This is a genomic window from Endozoicomonas sp. NE40, from assembly GCF_040549045.1.
In the GTDB taxonomy this organism is placed as follows: Bacteria; Pseudomonadota; Gammaproteobacteria; order Pseudomonadales; family Endozoicomonadaceae; genus Endozoicomonas_A; species Endozoicomonas_A lisbonensis.
The window spans coordinates 137016-156622 of the sequence record NZ_JBEWTB010000002.1; the positions used below are offsets into that span (position 1 = coordinate 137016).

General features: G+C 50.8%; 18 protein-coding genes. 9 read left to right on the top strand and 9 right to left on the bottom strand.

Features of this window, described 5'->3' with window-relative positions; all coding sequences use genetic code 11:
- From V5J35_RS01680 to V5J35_RS01715, 8 genes are all read left to right on the top strand, one after another.
- Positions 1-1554, top strand: a complete 1554-nt coding sequence (locus tag V5J35_RS01680; RefSeq protein WP_354009606.1) for a VWA domain-containing protein — start codon at positions 1-3, stop codon at positions 1552-1554.
- The gene (locus V5J35_RS01685) at positions 1547-2815 is read left to right on the top strand and encodes a hypothetical protein (protein WP_354009607.1); all 1269 of its coding nucleotides are present in this window, start codon (positions 1547-1549) and stop codon (positions 2813-2815) included. Before V5J35_RS01680 ends, V5J35_RS01685 begins: the two co-directional genes overlap by 8 nt.
- A gap of 267 nt (positions 2816-3082) precedes the next feature.
- Positions 3083-3349, top strand: coding sequence for a hypothetical protein (locus V5J35_RS01690; protein ID WP_354007673.1), 267 nt, complete (start codon positions 3083-3085; stop codon positions 3347-3349).
- Positions 3346-4389, top strand: coding sequence for a UPF0236 family transposase-like protein (locus V5J35_RS01695; RefSeq protein WP_354007956.1), 1044 nt, complete (start codon positions 3346-3348; stop codon positions 4387-4389). The genes V5J35_RS01690 and V5J35_RS01695 overlap by 4 nt, the downstream gene beginning before the upstream one ends.
- Positions 4390-4421: 32 nt before the next feature.
- Positions 4422-4913, top strand: a complete 492-nt coding sequence (locus V5J35_RS01700; protein WP_354016247.1) for a Crp/Fnr family transcriptional regulator — start codon at positions 4422-4424, stop codon at positions 4911-4913.
- Positions 4914-4963: 50 nt separating this feature from the next.
- Positions 4964-5869 (top strand): LysR family transcriptional regulator, encoded by a 906-nt coding sequence (locus V5J35_RS01705; protein WP_354009609.1) that lies wholly within the window; start codon positions 4964-4966, stop codon positions 5867-5869.
- A 135-nt stretch (positions 5870-6004) separates the two neighbouring features.
- Positions 6005-6805 (top strand): hypothetical protein, encoded by an 801-nt coding sequence (locus V5J35_RS01710; protein WP_354009610.1) that lies wholly within the window; start codon positions 6005-6007, stop codon positions 6803-6805.
- 51 nt (positions 6806-6856) lie between these two features.
- Positions 6857-7984: an OmpP1/FadL family transporter gene (locus V5J35_RS01715; RefSeq protein WP_354009611.1), complete on the top strand. Its 1128-nt coding sequence runs from the start codon at positions 6857-6859 to the stop codon at positions 7982-7984.
- A 43-nt stretch (positions 7985-8027) separates the two neighbouring features.
- On the opposite strand, the gene V5J35_RS01720 is transcribed toward V5J35_RS01715, so the two are convergent.
- The 9 genes from V5J35_RS01720 to V5J35_RS01760 all read right to left on the bottom strand — a co-directional run bounded on the left by V5J35_RS01720 (position 8028) and on the right by V5J35_RS01760 (position 17955).
- Positions 8028-8459 carry a flagellar FliJ family protein gene (locus V5J35_RS01720; protein WP_354009612.1) on the bottom strand — a complete coding sequence of 144 codons (432 nt, stop codon included), beginning with the start codon at positions 8457-8459 and terminating at the stop codon, positions 8028-8030.
- A 14-nt stretch (positions 8460-8473) separates the two neighbouring features.
- Positions 8474-9832, bottom strand: coding sequence for a flagellar protein export ATPase FliI (gene fliI, locus V5J35_RS01725; protein WP_354009613.1), 1359 nt, complete (start codon positions 9830-9832; stop codon positions 8474-8476).
- Positions 9833-9862: 30 nt separating this feature from the next.
- A complete protein-coding gene (parM, locus tag V5J35_RS01730; RefSeq protein ID WP_354016248.1) occupies positions 9863-10849 on the bottom strand; it encodes a ParM/StbA family protein in 987 nt (328 codons plus the stop codon).
- Between the two features lie 82 nt (positions 10850-10931).
- A complete protein-coding gene (locus tag V5J35_RS01735; RefSeq protein WP_354009614.1) occupies positions 10932-12434 on the bottom strand; it encodes a FliH/SctL family protein in 1503 nt (500 codons plus the stop codon).
- A gap of 46 nt (positions 12435-12480) precedes the next feature.
- Positions 12481-13503 carry a flagellar motor switch protein FliG gene (locus tag V5J35_RS01740; RefSeq protein WP_354009615.1) on the bottom strand — a complete coding sequence of 341 codons (1023 nt, stop codon included), beginning with the start codon at positions 13501-13503 and terminating at the stop codon, positions 12481-12483.
- Positions 13503-15113 carry a flagellar basal-body MS-ring/collar protein FliF gene (fliF, locus tag V5J35_RS01745; protein ID WP_354009616.1) on the bottom strand — a complete coding sequence of 537 codons (1611 nt, stop codon included), beginning with the start codon at positions 15111-15113 and terminating at the stop codon, positions 13503-13505. Before fliF ends, V5J35_RS01740 begins: the two co-directional genes overlap by 1 nt.
- Positions 15114-15131: 18 nt before the next feature.
- Positions 15132-15389 (bottom strand): flagellar hook-basal body complex protein FliE, encoded by a 258-nt coding sequence (gene fliE, locus V5J35_RS01750; RefSeq protein ID WP_354009617.1) that lies wholly within the window; start codon positions 15387-15389, stop codon positions 15132-15134.
- A gap of 234 nt (positions 15390-15623) precedes the next feature.
- On the bottom strand, positions 15624-17051 hold the full coding sequence (locus tag V5J35_RS01755; protein WP_354009618.1) for a sigma-54-dependent transcriptional regulator: 1428 nt from the start codon (positions 17049-17051) through the stop codon (positions 15624-15626).
- A 67-nt stretch (positions 17052-17118) separates the two neighbouring features.
- Positions 17119-17955, bottom strand: coding sequence for a MotY family protein (locus V5J35_RS01760; RefSeq protein ID WP_354009619.1), 837 nt, complete (start codon positions 17953-17955; stop codon positions 17119-17121).
- A gap of 573 nt (positions 17956-18528) precedes the next feature.
- Between V5J35_RS01760 and V5J35_RS01765 the strand changes: the two genes are divergently transcribed.
- A complete protein-coding gene (locus tag V5J35_RS01765) occupies positions 18529-19578 on the top strand; it encodes a FliM/FliN family flagellar motor switch protein (protein ID WP_354009620.1) in 1050 nt (349 codons plus the stop codon).
- Positions 19579-19607 lie beyond the last annotated feature (29 nt).

Genomic DNA, 19607 nt, shown 5'->3' on the forward strand with positions numbered 1-19607 from the left:
ATGACAGATTTTCATTTTCTGCGCCCCGGCTGGCTGTTATTACTGCTTCCTGCGCTGATACTGATCATCAAAGGGAGCAACCGGAACAGCGAACGCAGACACTGGTCCCGGCTGATTCACCGGGCTATGCAGCCACATATGCTGCTGTCAATGGCGGGCAGCGCCAGACTCTCCGTACAACAGTGGTCCGGTATTGTGCTGGTAGTGGCCAGTTCGGCGCTGGCCGGACCCAGCTGGCACCGTGAACTGCCCGAAGGGTTTGAACAGGAAGGCGTCGTATATGTGGTACTCGACAGTCGGGCTTCCATGAATGTCGATGATATCAAGCCAACCCGCTTACAGCACAGTAAGTATAAGCTGGTGACACTGGCGCAACAGCTGCCGAATCTGCAGTTTTCAATTTATGCTTACGCAGATACTGCCCATCAGGTCACACCGGCCTCCAGTGACTGGGTATTTCATGATCTCTATTTACAGGGGCTGTCATCCAGTGTTATGCCGGTACGACTTAGCGGAACATCGGCACTGTCATCAGCACTCGATCAGGTCAGCGAAGCGATGCAGCACAACGATATTCCCGGCTCAGTACTCCTGATTACCAGTCACCTGACTGAACAGGAGGTTACTGTCGTGCGTCAGTTTGCTTCCGGCCATGGTATCCAGATATGGGCAACAGGCACCGCTGAAGGTGCCAGCCTGCAGACAACGAACCGACTGGTCGAAACACAAATGTCAGTAGACAGTTTTCGTACACTGCAACGACAGGGAGTACCCACCGTACTGATGGAAACCAATGATAACGACCTACAGGTTATCAGCGCCCGCCTGACACACAATCTAATTCGTTCTCAGGTTGATAACCCTGAATTTCTCTGGGCCGATTATGGTCGCTATCTGGTGCTGTTGCTGCTGCCTGCCCTGTCGTTCTGGTTTCGAAAAGGTGTGAGGTTGCTGGCCCTGGTCATTCTGTTTGCTACCGGAACACCAGAGGCCGAAGCCAGCCGGGACTGGTTTTTTACGCCGGACCAGCAGGGACAAATGGCTTTCAATCGTGGTGATTATGCCAGAGCGGCAAGCCTCTATTCAGACCATTACCTGAAAGGTGTTGCTTATTATCAGGCAGGTGACTGGTTACCAGCCTTACAGCAGTTTGGTCAGGTTGATACCCATGAGAGCAGACACTTTAAAGCCTTAAGCTATGCCCAGCTTAAATACTGGGATGAAGCGTATGAACTGCTTGCCGAACTGGTTCAGTCTCACCCTGAGGATGCTCTGATCAGCGCTAATTATCAGGCAGTGGCTGAAGTGATGGTGACACTGGAAAAATACCGAAAACAACGTCTGGACGATCAGGCGCTGATGGACAGGGGTGAGGATGAGGCGGATGGCTTTGTTGAGAGTGAACTGGCAGAACACGGCATTGATGCAACACTTGAGGTACCGGGTGGTCTGCTAAATCCCCTGAACTGGCTGGAAGGGTTGGAAATGACACCTGAACAGCTGTTACGAAATCGCTTTCAACACGAAGTGTCAGCAGGTAATGCCCATGAATAAGCGCTTATCAGCCATAGTACTGTTGTTAGTTATCTGGACCGCACCCACACAGGCTCAGGTCATAATAGAAGGAAGCCTGAAAACACTGGATGGCCAACAATCAGGTCTGACACTGGACGTGGTACCCCGGCAGGTCATTCGCATGGACTGGCAACTCGGTTCCGACAGCTGGTTTACCAGCCCACCCCTGATGCCTGACTGGCAGGTTGATGGTGCCGTCATTCTGTCCAGCAGTGAAGAACAGGGTAATTTCTCCCGACGCTCCGGGCGAACCACCTTCAGCGGTGTTAACCGCTATTACTGGTTAGTACCGGAACAGCCAGGTAACCTGACGATCGCGCCCCACGACGTCTGGCTGACCAGAGCACACGACACTGAGGCACGCTTGCACCAGACACCTGTCCTGAATGTTCGAGTAAAGCTGCCTGAGTCTGCCAGCAACAGCTCTGTTAACAACAATACATCTTTCTTTCCGGCCGATGACGTCAGCCTGAGCCAGTCACTGTCATCCATCGAAGGGCTCAAAGTGGGTGATCAGGTGGTTCGCGAGGTCTCTGTTTCTGCCCGGGGTACGCTTGGTTCATTGATTCCCGGGCTGGACGCACTACCTGAGTCTGTCAGCGTGCAAGGCTATCAGGCATCCGCTGAAGTCACCAACCATACGGAACCCCGGGGACGATTAACGGGTGGACTGCGCAAGGAAATCTGGGTCTACCGTTTTGACGAAAGCGGCACCCTGACACTGCCCGGGGTTGAGCTGCAATGGTGGGATCTGCAGAATAAACAATTCAAAACGGTAAGCCTGCCTTCTGTCACCGTAGAAGTTGCCAGCTCAGTAGCCGGCGGTGAAGAACTCAGACTGCGACAGAGTCGTTTTCTTTTTGATCCGATGTTTATTGCGATAATCAGCCTGCTACTGGTTTCAGCGGTCTGCTGGTACTTTAGAAAAACTGTCGCACGTCGTTTCCATCATTTTGTAGCCCTCTTTAAATCAACCCTGGTTAGTCATCCCTTTTGGGTATCCTGCCTGCTATTGCTTACGGCAGTATTTGGCAGCTCGCTATCATTGCAAAATGGCTATTTACACTGGCAACGATGCAACAGTCTATACCTGCACGACTGGCCACTGCCCAACTCTGCCAGTCTTGCCAACCGTCACCGCCCGGCAAGAGTCTGTGTGCTGGTCAGACTGATGACCGTTTTACAGATTCAGCGTTGGAAGCACCGACAAAGCCGTTATTTACCCGATTTGAATGACTGACCGTACGCTGTAATGACATGAAACTGAACGTGCAAGAAATTCTGAAAAGCGAATTCGGATATTCCGACTCCTTAAGTAATGCCCTTATTAACCATGGAAAAATTCGCACTTACGCCAAGGGTGTAAGGCTTGGTTTGCAGGGCGAAATGCATCGACAAATGATGTTCATACTGTCGGGCAAGGGTGCAATTAAAAGTGTTCCCCGGTCAGCAATTTCCCAGAACTTGGCCATAATGCTAAGAGTTCATTTTTCACCCGATGCGTTCCATGTCTACTTCCAAAACCCTTGCGGAAAAACTTGCTGCCCATCCAGAGCTTGAAAAAAGAGTATCTGAATTGATCAGTCTGGTAGAAGCCAAGTCCGGTCATCTTGACCGGGCTGATGAAGCAGAGGAAGCTGTCATTGAAAACCTTAAAGAACTGGGGAATGAGCTTCTGACGGACTGGGGAGCCCATAAAGAGAAGCAAAAGTTTGAAGAGGCCCACGATCTTCACTCTGAATCAAATACTAAAAAAAAGACCTCCACTGGATGACCACTTACGGCAAAGTTCGTCTCTGTGAGCGATGCTTGACCGTTGCAGGGCATCGTATACGCCCTTTTTCCGAGAATGCCCATATCCACTGTCGTGACTACTCTTTACCGTTACAACGGCGATTGGTGGATTTTGCATCAGACAGTTCTTTTGCAACAGCTTCACAGAAAATGGAAGAGCATTATGGCGTTATCGTACCTGAGTCATCAGTACGAGCCATTACCCTGGGTCACGCCCGCTGCATGAGTGAGCAATCTAAAGCTTCCCTGAAAAATTGTCAGGAATGTGTAGGAGAAGGCAAGCAGCTGATTGGTGAAATGGACGGCAGCATGATTCCAGTGGTTCTTTTTGATGAAGAAGCTGAAGGCGACAAGCGCAAGGCCAGAAAAGTTGACTGGCAAGAGGCCAAGCTTTGCTTGGTTTATGAACAAGGAAGTTGCGATAAGCGACATCGTGTAGTTATGGGAGAGCCCGGTGAAGCAGGCGATCAGTGGTTGAGTTGCGCTATTGAGCAAGGTTTGAATCGGCAGTCATCTATTCATTGTGTAAGTGATGGGGCTAAGTGGATTGCCAGCCAGGCAGACCGCGTATTCGCATCTCAGGGAAGTTTTCTGGTGGATTACTATCACCTTTGTGAGTACATCGCAGATGCTGCTAAAGAGTGCATTGGAAAAGATGAAAAAGCCCGTAAAAAATGGACTGATGAACAAAAAACAAGAATGAAAGCAGGTGAGTCAGAGAGAGTTCTGGCAGAGCTTGAGCCTTATCGTAACGGTAAGGTTGGAAAGGAAGCCAACAAATCGGAAGAGTGTCATCGCTATATCAGGAATCGTCCCGGACAATTTGATTATCAGGCGGCAGAAGCTGCCAATTTGCCTATCGGTTCAGGTGAAATAGAGAGCTCCAATCGTTCTGTTGTTCAAACCCGGTTGAAACTTCCCGGAGCATGGTGGAAACCAGAGCATGCTCACGATATGTTGAACCTTAGAACTTTAAGGGCTAATGGTGACTGGAATAAGTACTGGAAAGCCACTGGATAGAACACTTTTAATTGCACCCGTCGGGCAACCTGATGTTGATAAGAGATAATCCCGATGCAACGGAGCAGCTGGCTGGCATTCTTTCTGTCGGCAGTCCGGTGAATGAAGCCTGTTTTTATCACGAACAGCCTTTTAATACTCACCCCTATACCCTGTCGGAAGTCACCTGTTTATGCCTGCCTCCCAATGAGGTTCATCAACTGATCAGAAAGAATATCGAGTTCAATCAGGCTATGGCCTGTTCACTGTCCAAAAAACTGCTAGCGTTCTCGAACCTGACTTTCTTCGGCAAAGAACGCGACAAAAGTGCAAAAGTTCAGAAAGCACTGTTTTCCCTTTTCCAGATCACACGGCAATCCGAGCTTCCCATTACCAAAAGCCAGCTGGCCAGCTTGCTGGGCATGTCACGCAACACGGTCAGTCTCGCCCTCAAGGAGTGCGAAGAACTAAACGCGATTCGTACCTGTTCTGGTTCCATCGTTCTTAAAGACCTTCGAAAGCTCGCTTCCGAACAGCCAAATTAAAGCCAGAAAGCTCTGTACCTGAAGATTTCAGCCACAGGGAAATTGTGACCATGAATTTTTCCACCTTTGATCTGAATCTACTCAAAGCCCTGCTGATCCTCTTGCAGGAAAAAAACACCAACAGGGCTGCCGAACGTCTCAATACCAGTCAGCCTGCGGTCAGCCGTACCCTGGCAAAACTGCGAAAAGAACTTAATGACCCGCTGTTTGTTCGCCAGTCCCGGAACATGACACTGACCCCAAGAGCTGAAGAGATCGCCCTGCAGCTCCCCCGGATCATGGACAGTCTGGAACAGACACTGCAGCTCACTCGCTTTGATCCCTCACAACAGACCGGCAAACTGTCACTGGCACTGAATGGTTTTATTATTGAGAGCCACGGCTATCAGATCTATCAGGCCGTTCGGGAAGTCGCACCACAGCTGCAACTGCAGCTGCACAGTTACAGCCAGGAAACCGTTTCACAACTGATCAATGGCGAAATAGATGCTGCCGTTAACTTTTACCCACTGGATATCTCCAAAGAGTTACGTCAGGTACCTGTAGCTGAACTGACATTCGGACTACTCTGCCGCTCCGGGCATCCTCTGGCCAATAAGCGCATTGAAAAAGACGAGGTCTTTACTGCCGAGCTTGCCACTTTAATTATTCCTGATCACAATCTACGCCGGCTATCCATTCAGAAGTACGCCGATGCGCGTATCAAAGTCGAAGCCCGCTTTCGCAGTCAGCAGTTAAATCCCATTATCAAAGCATTAGAAACATCAGACATGCTCTTTGTTGCTCCTGTCTGCCTGTTAAAAGAACTGAATGACGAAAAATTCTCCCGTGTCTATGTCAACTGCCATGAAGACATTCTGAAACAAAAAGTCGGATTGATTTACAACCATCGCCACTCGGCTTCCTGTCGATTTGACTGGTTACAAAATCTTGTGATCGATACCTTGTCAAAATGATGATTGTGTTAAATCACAGTAAATAACAAATGTGGTATATCCGGTATATCAATAACAACATTGGTGCAGCCTTTTAATTACTGAAAAATAGTCATTATTTGTTGTGATTTTTCCTACCCTCAAGGCTGTTTTTGCATGCAATTCACCAGAACTCTCTCTGCGTCATCACTTATGATGGGAGCAGCACTTTTTATTAGCCCGATGGTTTCTGCCGACACTGCAGACGAGGAACTGCAGGATATGTCAGACCCTCTGGCCGTTTACACCCAGGTCGGTGCCGGCTACACCGATAAAGGTCTGAACATCAAGATTGGTCGAACCTATGATACTGGCAATCCTGCCACAATGGGCATGAACGTTATTGAGCTCAAAGGTGTGGCAGGCGACGCTCTCGGCTGGAATGGCGGCAGTGACCAACGCAAAGCATACAACCGGAATAACAGCGCTGACTCTTTCCGGTTCCGTAATACCACTGCCGACTTTTCCAGAGGTGAAGGTAAAGGTCGAGGCAATCAGCTTGACCTGAATTACGACTTTCGCTCTGAATCAGGAACGCTGTCGTACAGCTTCCTTCAGGAAATACCAAAAAATCTTGGCCGTATAAACATCTACCCTCTGGCAGGAGCTGGCGTTGCTTTTGGTAACAACATTGGGGACGACAACCGTGGTTACAGCGTTCCCGGATCGTTTGCCATTGTCGGAATGTACGGCAAACTGGAAGTGACCGATAAAATCTGGCTGAACTACAACCCAATGTACAGCAGACCTCTGTCAGGTGCTGATGCGTTCATGAATGCAGGCTCTAACACCATGCACGAATTTGCAACCAGCTACCAGATCAACCCACGAACCAATATCCGTTACTTTGCCAACTGGAGCAACAGCATCTCTTATCGGGATGGCGACCACCGCATAGAAATCAATTACCAGATCTGAGACCACTTCAATAAAGCCTTCCTCTGGAAGGCTTTTGCATTCTGATTCACTATGAAAAAACAACTTGTATTACTTTCACTGCCATTCTTCTCGCTGAATGCTCTGGCAGGCGGTATTTTACTGTCAGAAGTTGCCACCTTTGACAGCGTCTCTTCAGCCGGAGTTGGCAATGCCCTCAACCGGAAAGACGCTTCCGCAGCCATTACCAGCCCTGCGGGACTGACCAGCATTGAAGACTCCAGTTACTCGCTGGGTATTCAGTACATTGATGTTGCCAATACCTTTCACGGCGAACAGCCTCAGGCCGGATCACTGAAAACCAAAGCCTCCGGCCAGCAGTTCGCCCCCAGCATGGCCTATGCCCGACGAATCAGTGACAGCACAGTCCTGGGAACATCCCTTCATGCAGAAGGTGGTCTGGGCATGGAGTACACCAACGGTCTGAGTGGTCTGAACCTGATGGATGAAATGTCGATCACGGCCATCAACCTGAATTTTGCCGCAGGCTATCAGGCATCGTCCAACCTGTCACTGGGTGGAGCCATAGTGGTTCAGCATGTGGTAGCGGATCTGGAGGCCAGTTATGAAAGTCATCGCTTTGCAGCAGACGGTTCTTCGACGGCCCCTGGCTTTATGCTTTCTGCCATGTACGACCTGAGTGACAGCACCTATATCAGTGCCAACTACAAAAGCCAGATTGACCACCGTTATAAACTGGAACCCAATCACAACCTTCCCCGTATGGGAACAAAAACCAGATGGCCCGCCATCGTTGACCTGGGCATCAGTCATAACCTGAGTGATCAGCTCAACCTCAAGGTTCGTCTCGCTTATGAAGACTGGAAGGCCTATGGTAAAGCCGATGGCAAAACCATGGAGAATGTTTACAGTGTTGGCGCAGCGCTGAGTTATGCTCAGGATCGCTGGACATACCAGACCGGCTTCAGGTATGACACCAGAATGGTGAAAGAGAAGCACATGGAGCCTGACCTCTCCATTGGCCGCCAGTGGGCATTTGGCCTTGGTGCAGAAAAACAGCTGAACAACAACCATCGCTTGGGTATTGCGTATGAATACCGCGATATGGGCGAGCCAGAGGTTCATTACGGGCTGACAGACATTAAAGGAAAGTTTTCACGCAACAGGCTTCACTTTGTGTCACTGTCGTACGCTTATTAAGTCCTTCGCCTGTTAAACGTATTGATGTTGCGGGTGGAGTCCTTTAAAAAGACTCCACCCGCAACATAACCGAAGACACCTCGTCAAACACCTTCTGCTCCTGCCTTGCCGCCTTCTTATCCAGCTTTTTTTTATGACTGTTATAAAGGGATTCAGCGGTGCGCAGCCGCAAGCGTTCATGGGTGTATTTGTTACGGGAAGCGCGACACTGCGCCTGTTGCACATCGACCTGCTGGCGCTGGTGCAATACCGCCTGATGCACCGACTGCGCCATCATATAGGCACTATTAAGCAGCAGACCATCAGCCTGCCGCTCCTCATCCCAGACGTAATTCTTCTGATAGTCCTCAAGCTGTTGAAGGCGCATCTCTTCCTGCGCCAGCCTGCCCTGATGCTCAGCCAGTTCCTGCTTAACCTGCTGACACTGCATCTCTCTGAGCATCTTCAATTTATCGAGCTGACGTCGTTTTTTCATACAACCATCACCGTTTAGGGCTGAGCAACTTTGGCATCACGCCGGACATTGGGCCAGAGCTCCTGCAGACTATCCAGTGACTGCCGGAAGTCTGAAGCCTCGTACACACCCTGCTGCAACAGGCCAGCCATAGCCGGATACATCTGAATCGACTGGTCAATCATCGGGTCAGTCCCTTTACGATAAGCACCAAGCGCCACCATTTCACTGTTCTTGTTGTAGCGCGCCAGTGTCTGGCGGAACTGACGGGCCAGCTTCTGATGCTCATCACTGGTGACCTGGTTCATTACGCGGCTGATCGACTGTTCAACATCAATAGCCGGGTAATGCCCGGACTCTGCCAGCTCACGACTCAACACAAAATGTCCGTCAAGGATGGCTCGCGCCGAGTCAGCAATAGGGTCCTGCTGATCATCACCTTCTGACAACACCGTGTAAAACGCTGTCATGGAACCCTGACCATTTTCACCATTACCCGCACGCTCAACCAGTGTCGGCAAAAGACTGAACACCGAAGGCGGATAACCTTTTGTCGCAGGCGGCTCACCCACTGCCAGAGCCACTTCACGCTGTGCCTGGGCAAAGCGGGTCAGGGAATCCATCAGCAACAGAACATCCCTGCCCTGATCACGAAAGTACTCGGCAATACGATGGCACAATCTGGACGCACGCAGTCGCATAACCGGCGAGCTGTCAGCCGGAGCGGCAATCACAACAGCACGCTTCATACCTTCTTTACCAAGACTGTGCTCGATAAATTCCTGCACTTCGCGCCCACGCTCACCCACCAGTCCAACCACAGTGATCTCAGCACTGGTATAACGGGTCATCATGCCCAGCAGGACACTTTTACCCACACCACTGCCCGCAAACAGACCAAGGCGCTGCCCCTTGCCCACGGTTAACAGACTGTTGATGGCCCGGATACCCACATTCAGTGGCTCTGCAATGGGGCGACGCTTCAACGGGTTTATCGCCTCACCTTCCAGCGATGTACTGTCATCCACATCCAGCGGACCTTTGCCATCCAATGGACGACCAACGCCGTCAATAACACGCCCCAGCAGATTATCACCGACCGGGATGCGGGTATCGGTATGAATCGGGCGAACCCAGTCACCACTGCTGAGGTTTGCGGGCTGCTCCAGCGGCATAAGAAACAGGCGCCCACCTTCAAAACCGACCACTTCAGCTTCAAGAGTCGATCCATCCTGTCGTTCAACCAGACAGCGCTGCCCGGTACTTAAACGACAGCCAGAGGCTTCAAGACAAAGCCCCTTCACGCGCTGCAGGCGACCATACACCTTACCGGCAGGCACATGCATTTTCCTGCCCGCCGACTGCAGCCGGTCAGACAAACTGGCTTCTTTCATGGTCGCCCACCTCTACTCATCACCAAGGTATCAACTTCTGGCTTTCAACATTTCCAGCTTGTAAATACCACGGGAAATCGCCATATCCGGCTGTTCTGGAATCAGAACCTCAACCCCCATGGCTTCGGCCAGCTCACGCCCCATCAGTGCTGCACCACCACCAACGATCAGAATTTTATCCAGCAATGACGGCGTGGAAACCATGGCTTCCAACTCACGCAGAATCGTCTGCATCACATTTCTGCTGGCTCGCTGGATCAGTTCAGAAACGTTCATATTTTTCAGGCGACCGCTTTTAACCGCTTCTTCCGCCAGTGCGCGAGGGATACGCTTCAGGCCAAACTCCGGCGCTGCCAGCTCGGAGAAACGCTCAACAACAGTCAATACACCCGTACTAAAACTGTCGTAGGATTCGATGGTACCATTGGGTGTTACCACCGATACGTCGGTTGTCGTACCACCAATATCCACCACCAGAATCTTCATGCCTTCTTCAAAACCCGACTTCAGGGAACCGTCGTCATTACGAATGGTATCGAACAGGGCAGGAATACCTTCCGGATAGACCTTACAGTCAATAATCTCCGCCAGCTGATGACCGGCTGCTGATTTAATACCACCCAGAACATTACGCTTCTTGCTGGCAATCAGCTTCTGATTAATAGGCGCACCCTGTACTTTGGAAAAGAACTGGTTCATTGGCAGCGTGACCGCAACCCGCACCGGGCGTCCACCAAAGCCACTCTGGCGCAGCGTTTCATGCACCAGCGCACGGTTAGCTTCTGAGGTCTGATAGGAGGGTATATTCGTACGAATTATGTCGTCAAAATCACCATTGACGGTGTATTCACCACCCTCTTCTGTAAAGTAGGCAGACTCGGCATAACCATTAATATCTACCTTGGCCTGCTCCGCCACACGGGATGGCACAACATGGGTAACAATAGCGCCATTGTCAGCCCGGTAAGTCGCCTTTGCCTGGGCAGAACCTTCATCAATAACGACCAGAGAGGTCATAGATCACTCCAGACCGTCAAAGCAGAAACCAGTCTTAAAACAACACAGGTTTTCGCTGACGGTGTTTACATAAGAAAAATAATTACTGCCCAAGGTCGCCCCAGGCACCCAGCCCGGACGATCCTGACTCAAAGAATGAATCTTTTACATTGTCAGCCGGTTTAGCAGCCACTTCTGTCAGCCTTGCCGTCGGCAGCTCAGGTTCAGGGAATGCTGCCACAGAGACTGGCTTTGCTATATCATAAACCGGAGAGATATCAATGGGCGGAGCCTCCTGAGGGTCTTCCAGCAGGCCGGTACGCAACTGCTCTATACAGTCTGTCAGTCGCTCTTCAAGGGTTGCATCCACATGCCCCAGCCGCCCTTCAATGCGACAGCCGCCACGGGTAACCGCAGAATCAGGACGAATAACAAAGGCATCGGCGCTGTTTTCAACAAACCCCTGCAACCAGGCAGCATCGTCCGGATTGACCCGCAGACTGATGGACTCATGCTCTGTCCGGTCGAGCAGGTGTACAGCCTCTTCAACCACGGCACGAATCTGTTCCGGGGAGTGGCGCAGTTCGGTACGCACCACCTCAATAACAAGCCTTTCCAGCAACCGGGCAGCCCCCAGCACCTGCTGATGGGATAACAAACGACGATGCTCATCCATAGCCTGCATCAGCGCCTCAATACCCGAGAACCGCTGATTCAGTTCGTCAGCGGCAGCCGCCAGCCCCTGCTGCAAACCTTCCTGGAAACCAGCTTCACGCCCTGACTCAACACCCTGCTCAAAGGCTTGCTGATGAAACCCTTCCGCCTGCTTCTGCAAAGCTTCCTGACGTCCCTGCTCCAGACCTTTCTGAAACCTGTCGTCCAGTGCTTTCTGCAGCGTCGCGGCTGCTGAAGGAACCTCCTTCTGCGTATCCACTGACGTCTGCAACGATCCAGTAGCAGCCGGGGAAGAATTAATGGCTTCGTTAAGATTTTGTGTCTTTGAATCCGGGCCAGAAGCATCGACTGATACTCCTTTTTCAGCTGGTTCTGCAACGGAGTCGATCTCAGCCTGAGAGGTGTCATCTGAATTCTGTGACTGGACAGTCTCACTACCAGGCGACGTATCAGCACTCTCCGCTACAGCCGTCACGATATCCTGCTCATCAGAAATTACAGACTTTCCGCCGGCCTTGTCAGCAGGCGTCAGGTCAACAGAATCATATTCCAGTTCAGTCGCATCGGATTCCGGTTCAGCGTCCACTTCAGTAGACACCTCACCAACCTGCGCCCGCCTGCCTCTTCGATGCAATCTTCCGTCATCCGAAGCCTTACCGCCTTTCGCAGACAGCGAAAATGCCGGAAGCAAATCTGTTTTACCAGACTGTTCAGATTCAGGTTGCCCAGGACTGATTTGCCCACCGCCAACAAGCTGGCGCAGCCGCTTCCTGCCACTCCCACCATTACCGGAAGAATCCTGCTGCCTGCGCCGACTGCGACCCGTAAAAACCGACAACTCCCGTTCCTTTTGATCATCGCTGGCCGTCTGCTTCAGCGTTTGACCGGGTCCGGGGAATGCAAATGGCCTGACATGCTCATTACTGTTCACAGGCCACCTTCTGCCGCGCAGACTTATGAGTCATCAACATCAGCGATCACCCAACCATTTCGTCAGCAGAAGAAACCAGCTCAATCTGCCCTTCCCGTGCCAGCTTGCGCGCCAGCGCTGTCAACTGAACACGCGCCTCGTTAACACGGCTGGCACGCATACTGACACCAGACTCGACTTCTTCACGGAGCATGGCAGCAGCACGTTTACCCATACAGGAGTAGACATGCTCCTGACGCTCAGGCAACACACCACGCAGCGCAACAGCCAGCATTTCATTGTCTGCGGCTTCACACACCACACGCAGGGAATCCAGCTCAAGCTCCAGCACATGCTCAAAGGTAAAGCGCAGGGACGCCACCTGGTCCGCCAGCTCATCATCCATAGAGCGCAGGTTATCAAGCAGGTCATCACCCGATTCAGCGTCCATGTGGTTAAGCACTTCCGCCAGCTGCCCCACACCATTAACGGCGTAGGTGCTGACCTCCTGCTGGGTCAGACTGTCCAGCAGGCCCGCAATGGCTTCAAGGGAGGACGTAGGTACAGAGCTGAGGTTAGCCATACGATGGGTCAGATCATTCTGACGGTCTTCCGGGAAACTCTGCAGAATATGCGCACTCTTCGCAGGCTCAATACAGGCCAGGGTAATCGCCTGCAGCTGCGGATGCTCATTGGCAATCAGCCGGGCCACCAGTTTCGGGTCAAGCATCAGCAGTTTTTCCAGAACTTCGCCAAACTGATCACCCTGGGAAGACTGCAGCAGGTCACGGGCGCGTTTCTCGCCCAGCACCTTGCGCAACGCCTGGTCGATACCCGACTTGTCACTGAACAACGGAGCGTCGTTACATTCCGCTGCCATGGTATCCATAATGGTTTCAAGCTCACTTTCCACCACACCATGCACTCTTGGCATCACCTGCATCAACTGGGCAACGTTTTTGGCTGACATCAGGCGCAGCACACGAGCCGCTGCCTTGTCACCCAGCCCCAGGATAACAATGGCCGCCTGCTCCAGCTTACTGCGATTGACGGCTACAGAATTATCATCTGATGACATCACTGAACTCATCAGTCCGCCTCCTTAATCCAGCGTTCAAGAATGGTTGCTATCTGATCAGGACTGGAAACCGCCAGATCCCGCACACGGTCCGACGCTGTTGCATCGACCTTGCTGAACGCATCATCGTCGTCTGAATCTTCATTGCCAGCACCCGCATCCAGCAACGCCAGCTCTGCTGCCAGTGCCGCCTGTTCATGACGTTGACGTCGCTGACGTACACTGTAAAAAATGGCAGCAGCAATCACTCCCACCAGGGCCAGTGCCAACAAACCAATCATTACCGGCATCATTGAACCACCTTCACGTACCGCCATTGCCACGGAAGAAATCTGAACCTCTTCAGCAACAGCCTCATCAAAAAACGGCAGTGAACGTACAGAAATACGATCACCACGGTCCAGGTCAACACCCACAGCATTCCGCACCAGGTCGTCTACTGCAGACAGTGTCAGTTCAGCATCCACCCCATCAATACGACTGTTGAGAATGACAGAGGCATTGATACGTGCAATGCGGAACGCCTCCTGGCGCTGAAAGCTCAGGGTACGGTCCACTTCATAATTACGAATAGTACTGACAGACGATTCACTGCCCTCAGGCGTCTCTACTTCTTCGTTCAGATTATCGACATTGGAAGAGGCCCCCGGCACACCACTGGCCCCTTTGGGATTGCTGCTACCACTGTAACTTTCGCTTCTTAATACCGATGTTTCAGGATCGAATCCCTCGCGGGAGTGCTCCTGATAACTGAAATCAATGTCAGCATTCACTGCCACACGCAGGTTATCCTTGCCAACCACCGGTTCCAGCAGTTGCGTCAGCCGCTGAACATACTGCTGCTCAATCGTCCGGCGATACTGCATCTGCTTATCAGTCTGACTCGGGGTATTCTCATTAGTCGTCAGCGGATTACTGTTCTGATCCAGAACATGGATACGTTCAGGTTTGAGGTCAGGAAAACTACCCGACAGAAGATTGATAATACCCTGCACCTGACGCCCTTCCATCCGAATACCCGGATACAGATCCAGATAGACCGACGCAGAAGGCTCAACCTGTTCACGCAGAAAGGCTGTACGTTCCGGCACAGCCAGATGAACTCGGGCGGTACGGACCGGCCTCAGACTGGCAATGGTCTGCTCCAGCTCGCCTTCCAGTCCCTTAAGATACTGTTTGCGCTCAACAAACTGACTGCGACCCAGCTGACCACCACTGGTCAACAACTCCATGCCGGCTGAAGCCGCAGGTTTAATACCTGCTGTAGCCAGCTGCATACGGGCGGTATTCAACTCGTCAGCTGCAACCATTATCTGACCACTGGTCGGATGCAAACGGTAATCCATCTGACCGGCATCCAGCGCTTCAACCACTGCTGCAACATCGTACAACTCCTGACGACCATAAAGCGGACGCCAGTTGTCGCTTTCATTGCCACTACTGAGCCATAGTCCGGTCACAATCACCAGACTGAGCAGCAGTGATGCACCCACAGCAACCGCTGCAGGGTGCTTCCTGATAATACCGGGAAAGTCTTTACCGGCTCTTGATGAAAAATACGATACCCCGTCTCGCATGCGTTGCATGGCTGCGGCCGGATCCATCTTTGCAGATGCACTCACTCTTGCTCTCCCCGACCGTTAGACCGGCATGTTGAACACGGTTTCGTAAGCGGACACTACCCGGTTACGCACCTGCACAACAGCCTGAAAAGACAGAGACGCTTTTTCACTGGCAATCATGGTTCCCACCAGATCAGAGCTAAGCCCCAGCTCGTAGTCGGTTCGCATCTGGTCCGCCTCATGCCCAAGCTCACTGACATGCTGCAGCGCACCATCCAGAACCTGGGAAAACTGTACCTTGCTGTCGCTCTGAATACGCCCGGTTTCGTTGGGCATAATCCTGGTATCCTGTACATCGGTTGCCCCAGGGAGCGTTATACGCTGCTGAACAACACCCGCAAAATTATGTATTGGCTGCATTTAACCACTTAACTCTTATATCGATGGATGACTCGTAGGTTGGGACGAGCAAAGCGACTCCCAACACGCGTACTTAATGTTATTCACCGTGTTGGGAGTCATTTCATTCGTCCCAACCTACCAGCACGTCAAATTCATTAAAATTATGTATTAAGATGCCATTACCGAACCGGCAATAATTGAATCGACATCAACGCCTGATTCGCGCAATTGCGCCAGTTTGTAGCGCAGCATTCGCGTTGTCATTCCCAGCTCTTGTGCTGAACGACTACGGTGACCACCGTGCCGTTTCAACACTTCCAGAACATGCTGCCACTCCTGCTGCTTTCTTGCAGGTCCGGGATACTTGCCGGTAATCGACGATCCTTCGGCAAAATTCCCGGCATCGGCGTCCTGACGACCGGCAAATTGTTTGATACCCACTACATTAGCGACATCTGCCTTACAGTGCGCCGCCGCATGCCCAGGCAGCATCAGATCTTCAGGCAATACCACCCAGCTGCGCTTCAGAACACCGGCTCGCTGAATAACATTTTCCAGTTCACGAATATTACCGGGCCAGTCATAGGTCTGCAGAGCTGTCATGGCTTCAGCGCTCAGCTCCGGTGCAGGCTGCCCGGACTGACTACAGGAACGACGCAGAAAAAACTGGGCCAGCGGGACAATGTCCTCAGTACGTTCACGAAGAGGCTGCAAGTGCAGGGGAAAGACATTCAGGCGATAATAGAGGTCTTCCCTGAATCGCCCTTCTTTTACGCACTCTGCCAGATCACGATTGGTGGCAGAAACAATGCGGATATCTACCTTAACCGGCTCAGTGCCACCCAGTCGCTCAACTTCTTTTTCCTGCAGTACCCGCAACAGCTTTGCCTGCTGCTCCATAGGCATTTCAGCAATCTCATCGAGGAACAGAGTACCACCGGATGCCTGTTCAAATTTACCGGCATGGCGACTGACAGCACCCGTGAATGCACCTTTTTCATGACCAAACAGAATCGACTCCAGCATCGATTCAGGAATGGCTGCGCAATTAACTGCGACAAAAGGGCCGTCAACACGGGGAGAGCAACGATGGACAAATCTGGCCAGGACTTCTTTGCCAGTACCTGACTCACCGCCAATCAAAATGGCGGCACTGGTCGCAGCAGCCCGCCTGGCCAGCTGTGCGGTATGATGAGTAGAAGGCGAATGGGCAATAAAACCATCCGCACCGGCCACACTGCGGAGCTGGTTCACCTTTGACACCAGCACATCCGGATCAACGGGAGAAACCAGATAATCTGCCGCCCCTGCTGAAATAAGCTCTACAGCCTGCTGCCTGTCAGCTTCCGGTGAAATAACAACGACCGGAACACCCGGCATACTCTGCATATACCGGGCAAGCAGTAAACGACAGCTTTCAGGAGCAATGCTCACCGGGATAATTGCAACATCTGGCCTGTGCTGAGTGGAAGTATCCACCAGCTCAGCTCCGTCAGTAAACGACACTTTCCAGCCGTCACTCACAAGTGCTGAAATCAGTGATTCAGGAACACTTTCATCATGACCGGTCACCAATACTTCTTTATCTGGCATCATGATCAAAAACCATTTAGCAGGCAGTAGATGTTTTCAGGAAGGCTTATCGGAGCTATCATCGGAGCTATCACCGGAACAACCTGACTTCTACACGTCGGTTTTCCTGATGAGAAGCACCGGGAATGGGATAGCGCTGGCCATGATGTCGCACAGCGGTTATCAGCCCGGCATCAACCCCCAGTTCCAGAAGATAAGCCTGAACAGCCCCTGCTCTCTGCTGGGACAGCGTCAGGTTATTCAGCCGGTGTCCGGTCAGGTCGGTATGACCATCTATTTCAATAGAGGTGACTTCGCCATCGTAAGCAATCAGGTCAACGAGGTCTTTCAGACCATCTTTCTGATCCTGACCTAACGCATATCCGGCAACATCAAACTGAACAGCGTACTCTTTGCCCTGCTCCCAGCCGAGCAGAGGGAACACACTGCGTCTGTTATTAAATTCCTGCAGAGGCTGGATAAAATCAATGGCCGGGATTTCCAGGACATTCTGCACACCAGAAGGCATCTGCAGCTCAACAACACCCCAATCACCTTTTGCCATTGCGTCCAGCAGTCTGGGTACATCACTGACAAATGTTATTTCACGCCCATCAGATAACCGGCGACCAGACTTGATAAGTTCTCCAACCGGTTCTTTATTTTTATACGCTTTCAGGGGGGAACTCATTATGAACAGAGTTGCATTATTGGCTTTTTCAATCAGATTCGGGGCTGACAGTCTGAATTCAACCGGCAGACCAGCCTGTTTATAAAAGCTGACGGTTACCGATGGCTCCAGCTGCCAATATAAAGTGGCATCATAACGGGTCGAATCCACCTTCCACTCAACCCCGTCAAAAGAGCGCACTGATGCCCCGACTGAAGCAGAAACGATTAATAAAGCCAGAAGCGCTCGAGTCAACATGTCATTCCCGATTTCTTTTTAATTCAACAAGCTGCCATCAGGAATAATCACCCTGACCAACAAAAAACAACAGATGTTAAAAACACATCGCCGCACAATTTACAAAAATGATCATTTAAATAATACGACAACAATCAAATAATAAAAGGAAGTTAATACCACCGGAGTGTTGTGCAGATGGCACATGATGACAAACCAACCACGCTACCTACATACGTATTATTCACTAAATAAGCAATTCTATTCATTGCGTAAAGCCAGGCAACAATGCATAGATATGCAGGAAACGTTAAAAACACAGGCGACAATGATATATTTTGTTTATTATCAATAATATACATTACATTTTACTGACACAAATCAAGCATTGCTCATTCACTGACCAGACTAAATATCATTTTTATATATATGAATATTTATCTATTTGGTTTCGCAAAATTTACGAGGTTTGTACGTATACTGCCAGCAAACGTCAGGTGTCTATAATCCTGAGCCTTCTGTATTACGCTAAATACTTTTTAACCCGGCTATAACACGACTATAACCCAACCATTATCCAACTATGACACGACTATGAAACAAGAAGACAATTCCTATGAGCCATTTAATCTGTATCTCGCAGGTAACATTGTTCATGGTCTAACTACATTTCTGGAAAAGATTGCCGAACAATGCGCCAACAAATTCCAGATAATGCTCAGTCATACCCTGAATGCTGAAATTAGCGTAATGCCCGTCGTCGAAATTGAGCAGATGATTCTGCACGCTAACCACGACGACAGTTTTCTCCGCACCTGGGTAATCAACAACGAAGACACCCAGGACCTCTCTGTTGTCGCTCTGGACAGGGGCATCATCACTGCCTGTCTGGATCTTATGTGTGGAGGCTCCGGAACATACCCGGACAAAACCTACAACGTCGCGCCCACTATGGGCGACCGACGAATGGCCTATAAGTTAATGCAGGGACTGTTCAAGAGCTTCGAAGAATCTTTTGAATCCATTAATCCCATTAAGTTCCGCATGACAAACAAGTCTGAAGACGCTGCTGCAGAGCAAATCGATCGCTCAGCCATGGATTTTGTTGTCTGCATTTATTTTATTATTTCTATTGGCGACATCTCCGGTTCCGTTCAGTTGATGTACCCTGCCAACAGCCTGACTAAAATGGGCAACACCAAGGCTGTTGTTAACCGCAAGGAAATGCAGCAACAGCTTGAACATAGAATGCTTGACGTTGCCATTCCAATGACCGCCAAACTCGGACAACAGGAAACTTCCCTGCGAAAAGCACTATCGATTAAACCAGGCGACATCATTCCGCTTTTCAATCCGATTGATGCCGACGTCTTTGTTGGTGACCGACTGTTCTGTAAAGCTCAGGTGATGACCGATAACAACAAACTGATGCTTAAAATTGCAAGCAGCAATACCGATACTCCGCCTTATACAGACAAACAGGCCACCATACGTGAGGATTCACAAAAACTTACACAGGAAATAGAGAGCGAATCCCCGGCAATCGATGCCGACGAAGCTCCAGCCAGAAGAAGCAGAAGCAGAAGACGCAACCGAAGTCGGACCCGTGACAAAGAAACTGTCGCTGAGAAATCTGCAACCTGATCAACGTATTAAACACAACGTTACCAGAA

Bases quoted from the DNA above. Each gene is read 5' to 3' on its own strand.
- V5J35_RS01680 (WP_354009606.1), top strand. From the start codon at position 1: ATGACAGATTTTCATTTTCTGCGCCCCGGCTGGCTGTTATTACTGCTT.
- V5J35_RS01685 (WP_354009607.1), top strand. From the start codon at position 1,547: ATGAATAAGCGCTTATCAGCCATAGTACTGTTGTTAGTTATCTGGACC.
- V5J35_RS01690 (WP_354007673.1), top strand. From the start codon at position 3,083: ATGTCTACTTCCAAAACCCTTGCGGAAAAACTTGCTGCCCATCCAGAG.
- V5J35_RS01695 (WP_354007956.1), top strand. From the start codon at position 3,346: ATGACCACTTACGGCAAAGTTCGTCTCTGTGAGCGATGCTTGACCGTT.
- V5J35_RS01700 (WP_354016247.1), top strand. From the start codon at position 4,422: ATGTTGATAAGAGATAATCCCGATGCAACGGAGCAGCTGGCTGGCATT.
- V5J35_RS01705 (WP_354009609.1), top strand. From the start codon at position 4,964: ATGAATTTTTCCACCTTTGATCTGAATCTACTCAAAGCCCTGCTGATC.
- V5J35_RS01710 (WP_354009610.1), top strand. From the start codon at position 6,005: ATGCAATTCACCAGAACTCTCTCTGCGTCATCACTTATGATGGGAGCA.
- V5J35_RS01715 (WP_354009611.1), top strand. From the start codon at position 6,857: ATGAAAAAACAACTTGTATTACTTTCACTGCCATTCTTCTCGCTGAAT.
- V5J35_RS01720 (WP_354009612.1), bottom strand. From the start codon at position 8,459: ATGAAAAAACGACGTCAGCTCGATAAATTGAAGATGCTCAGAGAGATG.
- fliI (WP_354009613.1), bottom strand. From the start codon at position 9,832: ATGAAAGAAGCCAGTTTGTCTGACCGGCTGCAGTCGGCGGGCAGGAAA.
- parM (WP_354016248.1), bottom strand. From the start codon at position 10,849: ATGACCTCTCTGGTCGTTATTGATGAAGGTTCTGCCCAGGCAAAGGCG.
- V5J35_RS01740 (WP_354009615.1), bottom strand. From the start codon at position 13,503: ATGAGTTCAGTGATGTCATCAGATGATAATTCTGTAGCCGTCAATCGC.
- fliE (WP_354009617.1), bottom strand. From the start codon at position 15,389: ATGCCCAACGAAACCGGGCGTATTCAGAGCGACAGCAAGGTACAGTTT.
- V5J35_RS01755 (WP_354009618.1), bottom strand. From the start codon at position 17,051: ATGATGCCAGATAAAGAAGTATTGGTGACCGGTCATGATGAAAGTGTT.
- V5J35_RS01760 (WP_354009619.1), bottom strand. From the start codon at position 17,955: ATGTTGACTCGAGCGCTTCTGGCTTTATTAATCGTTTCTGCTTCAGTC.
- V5J35_RS01765 (WP_354009620.1), top strand. From the start codon at position 18,529: ATGAAACAAGAAGACAATTCCTATGAGCCATTTAATCTGTATCTCGCA.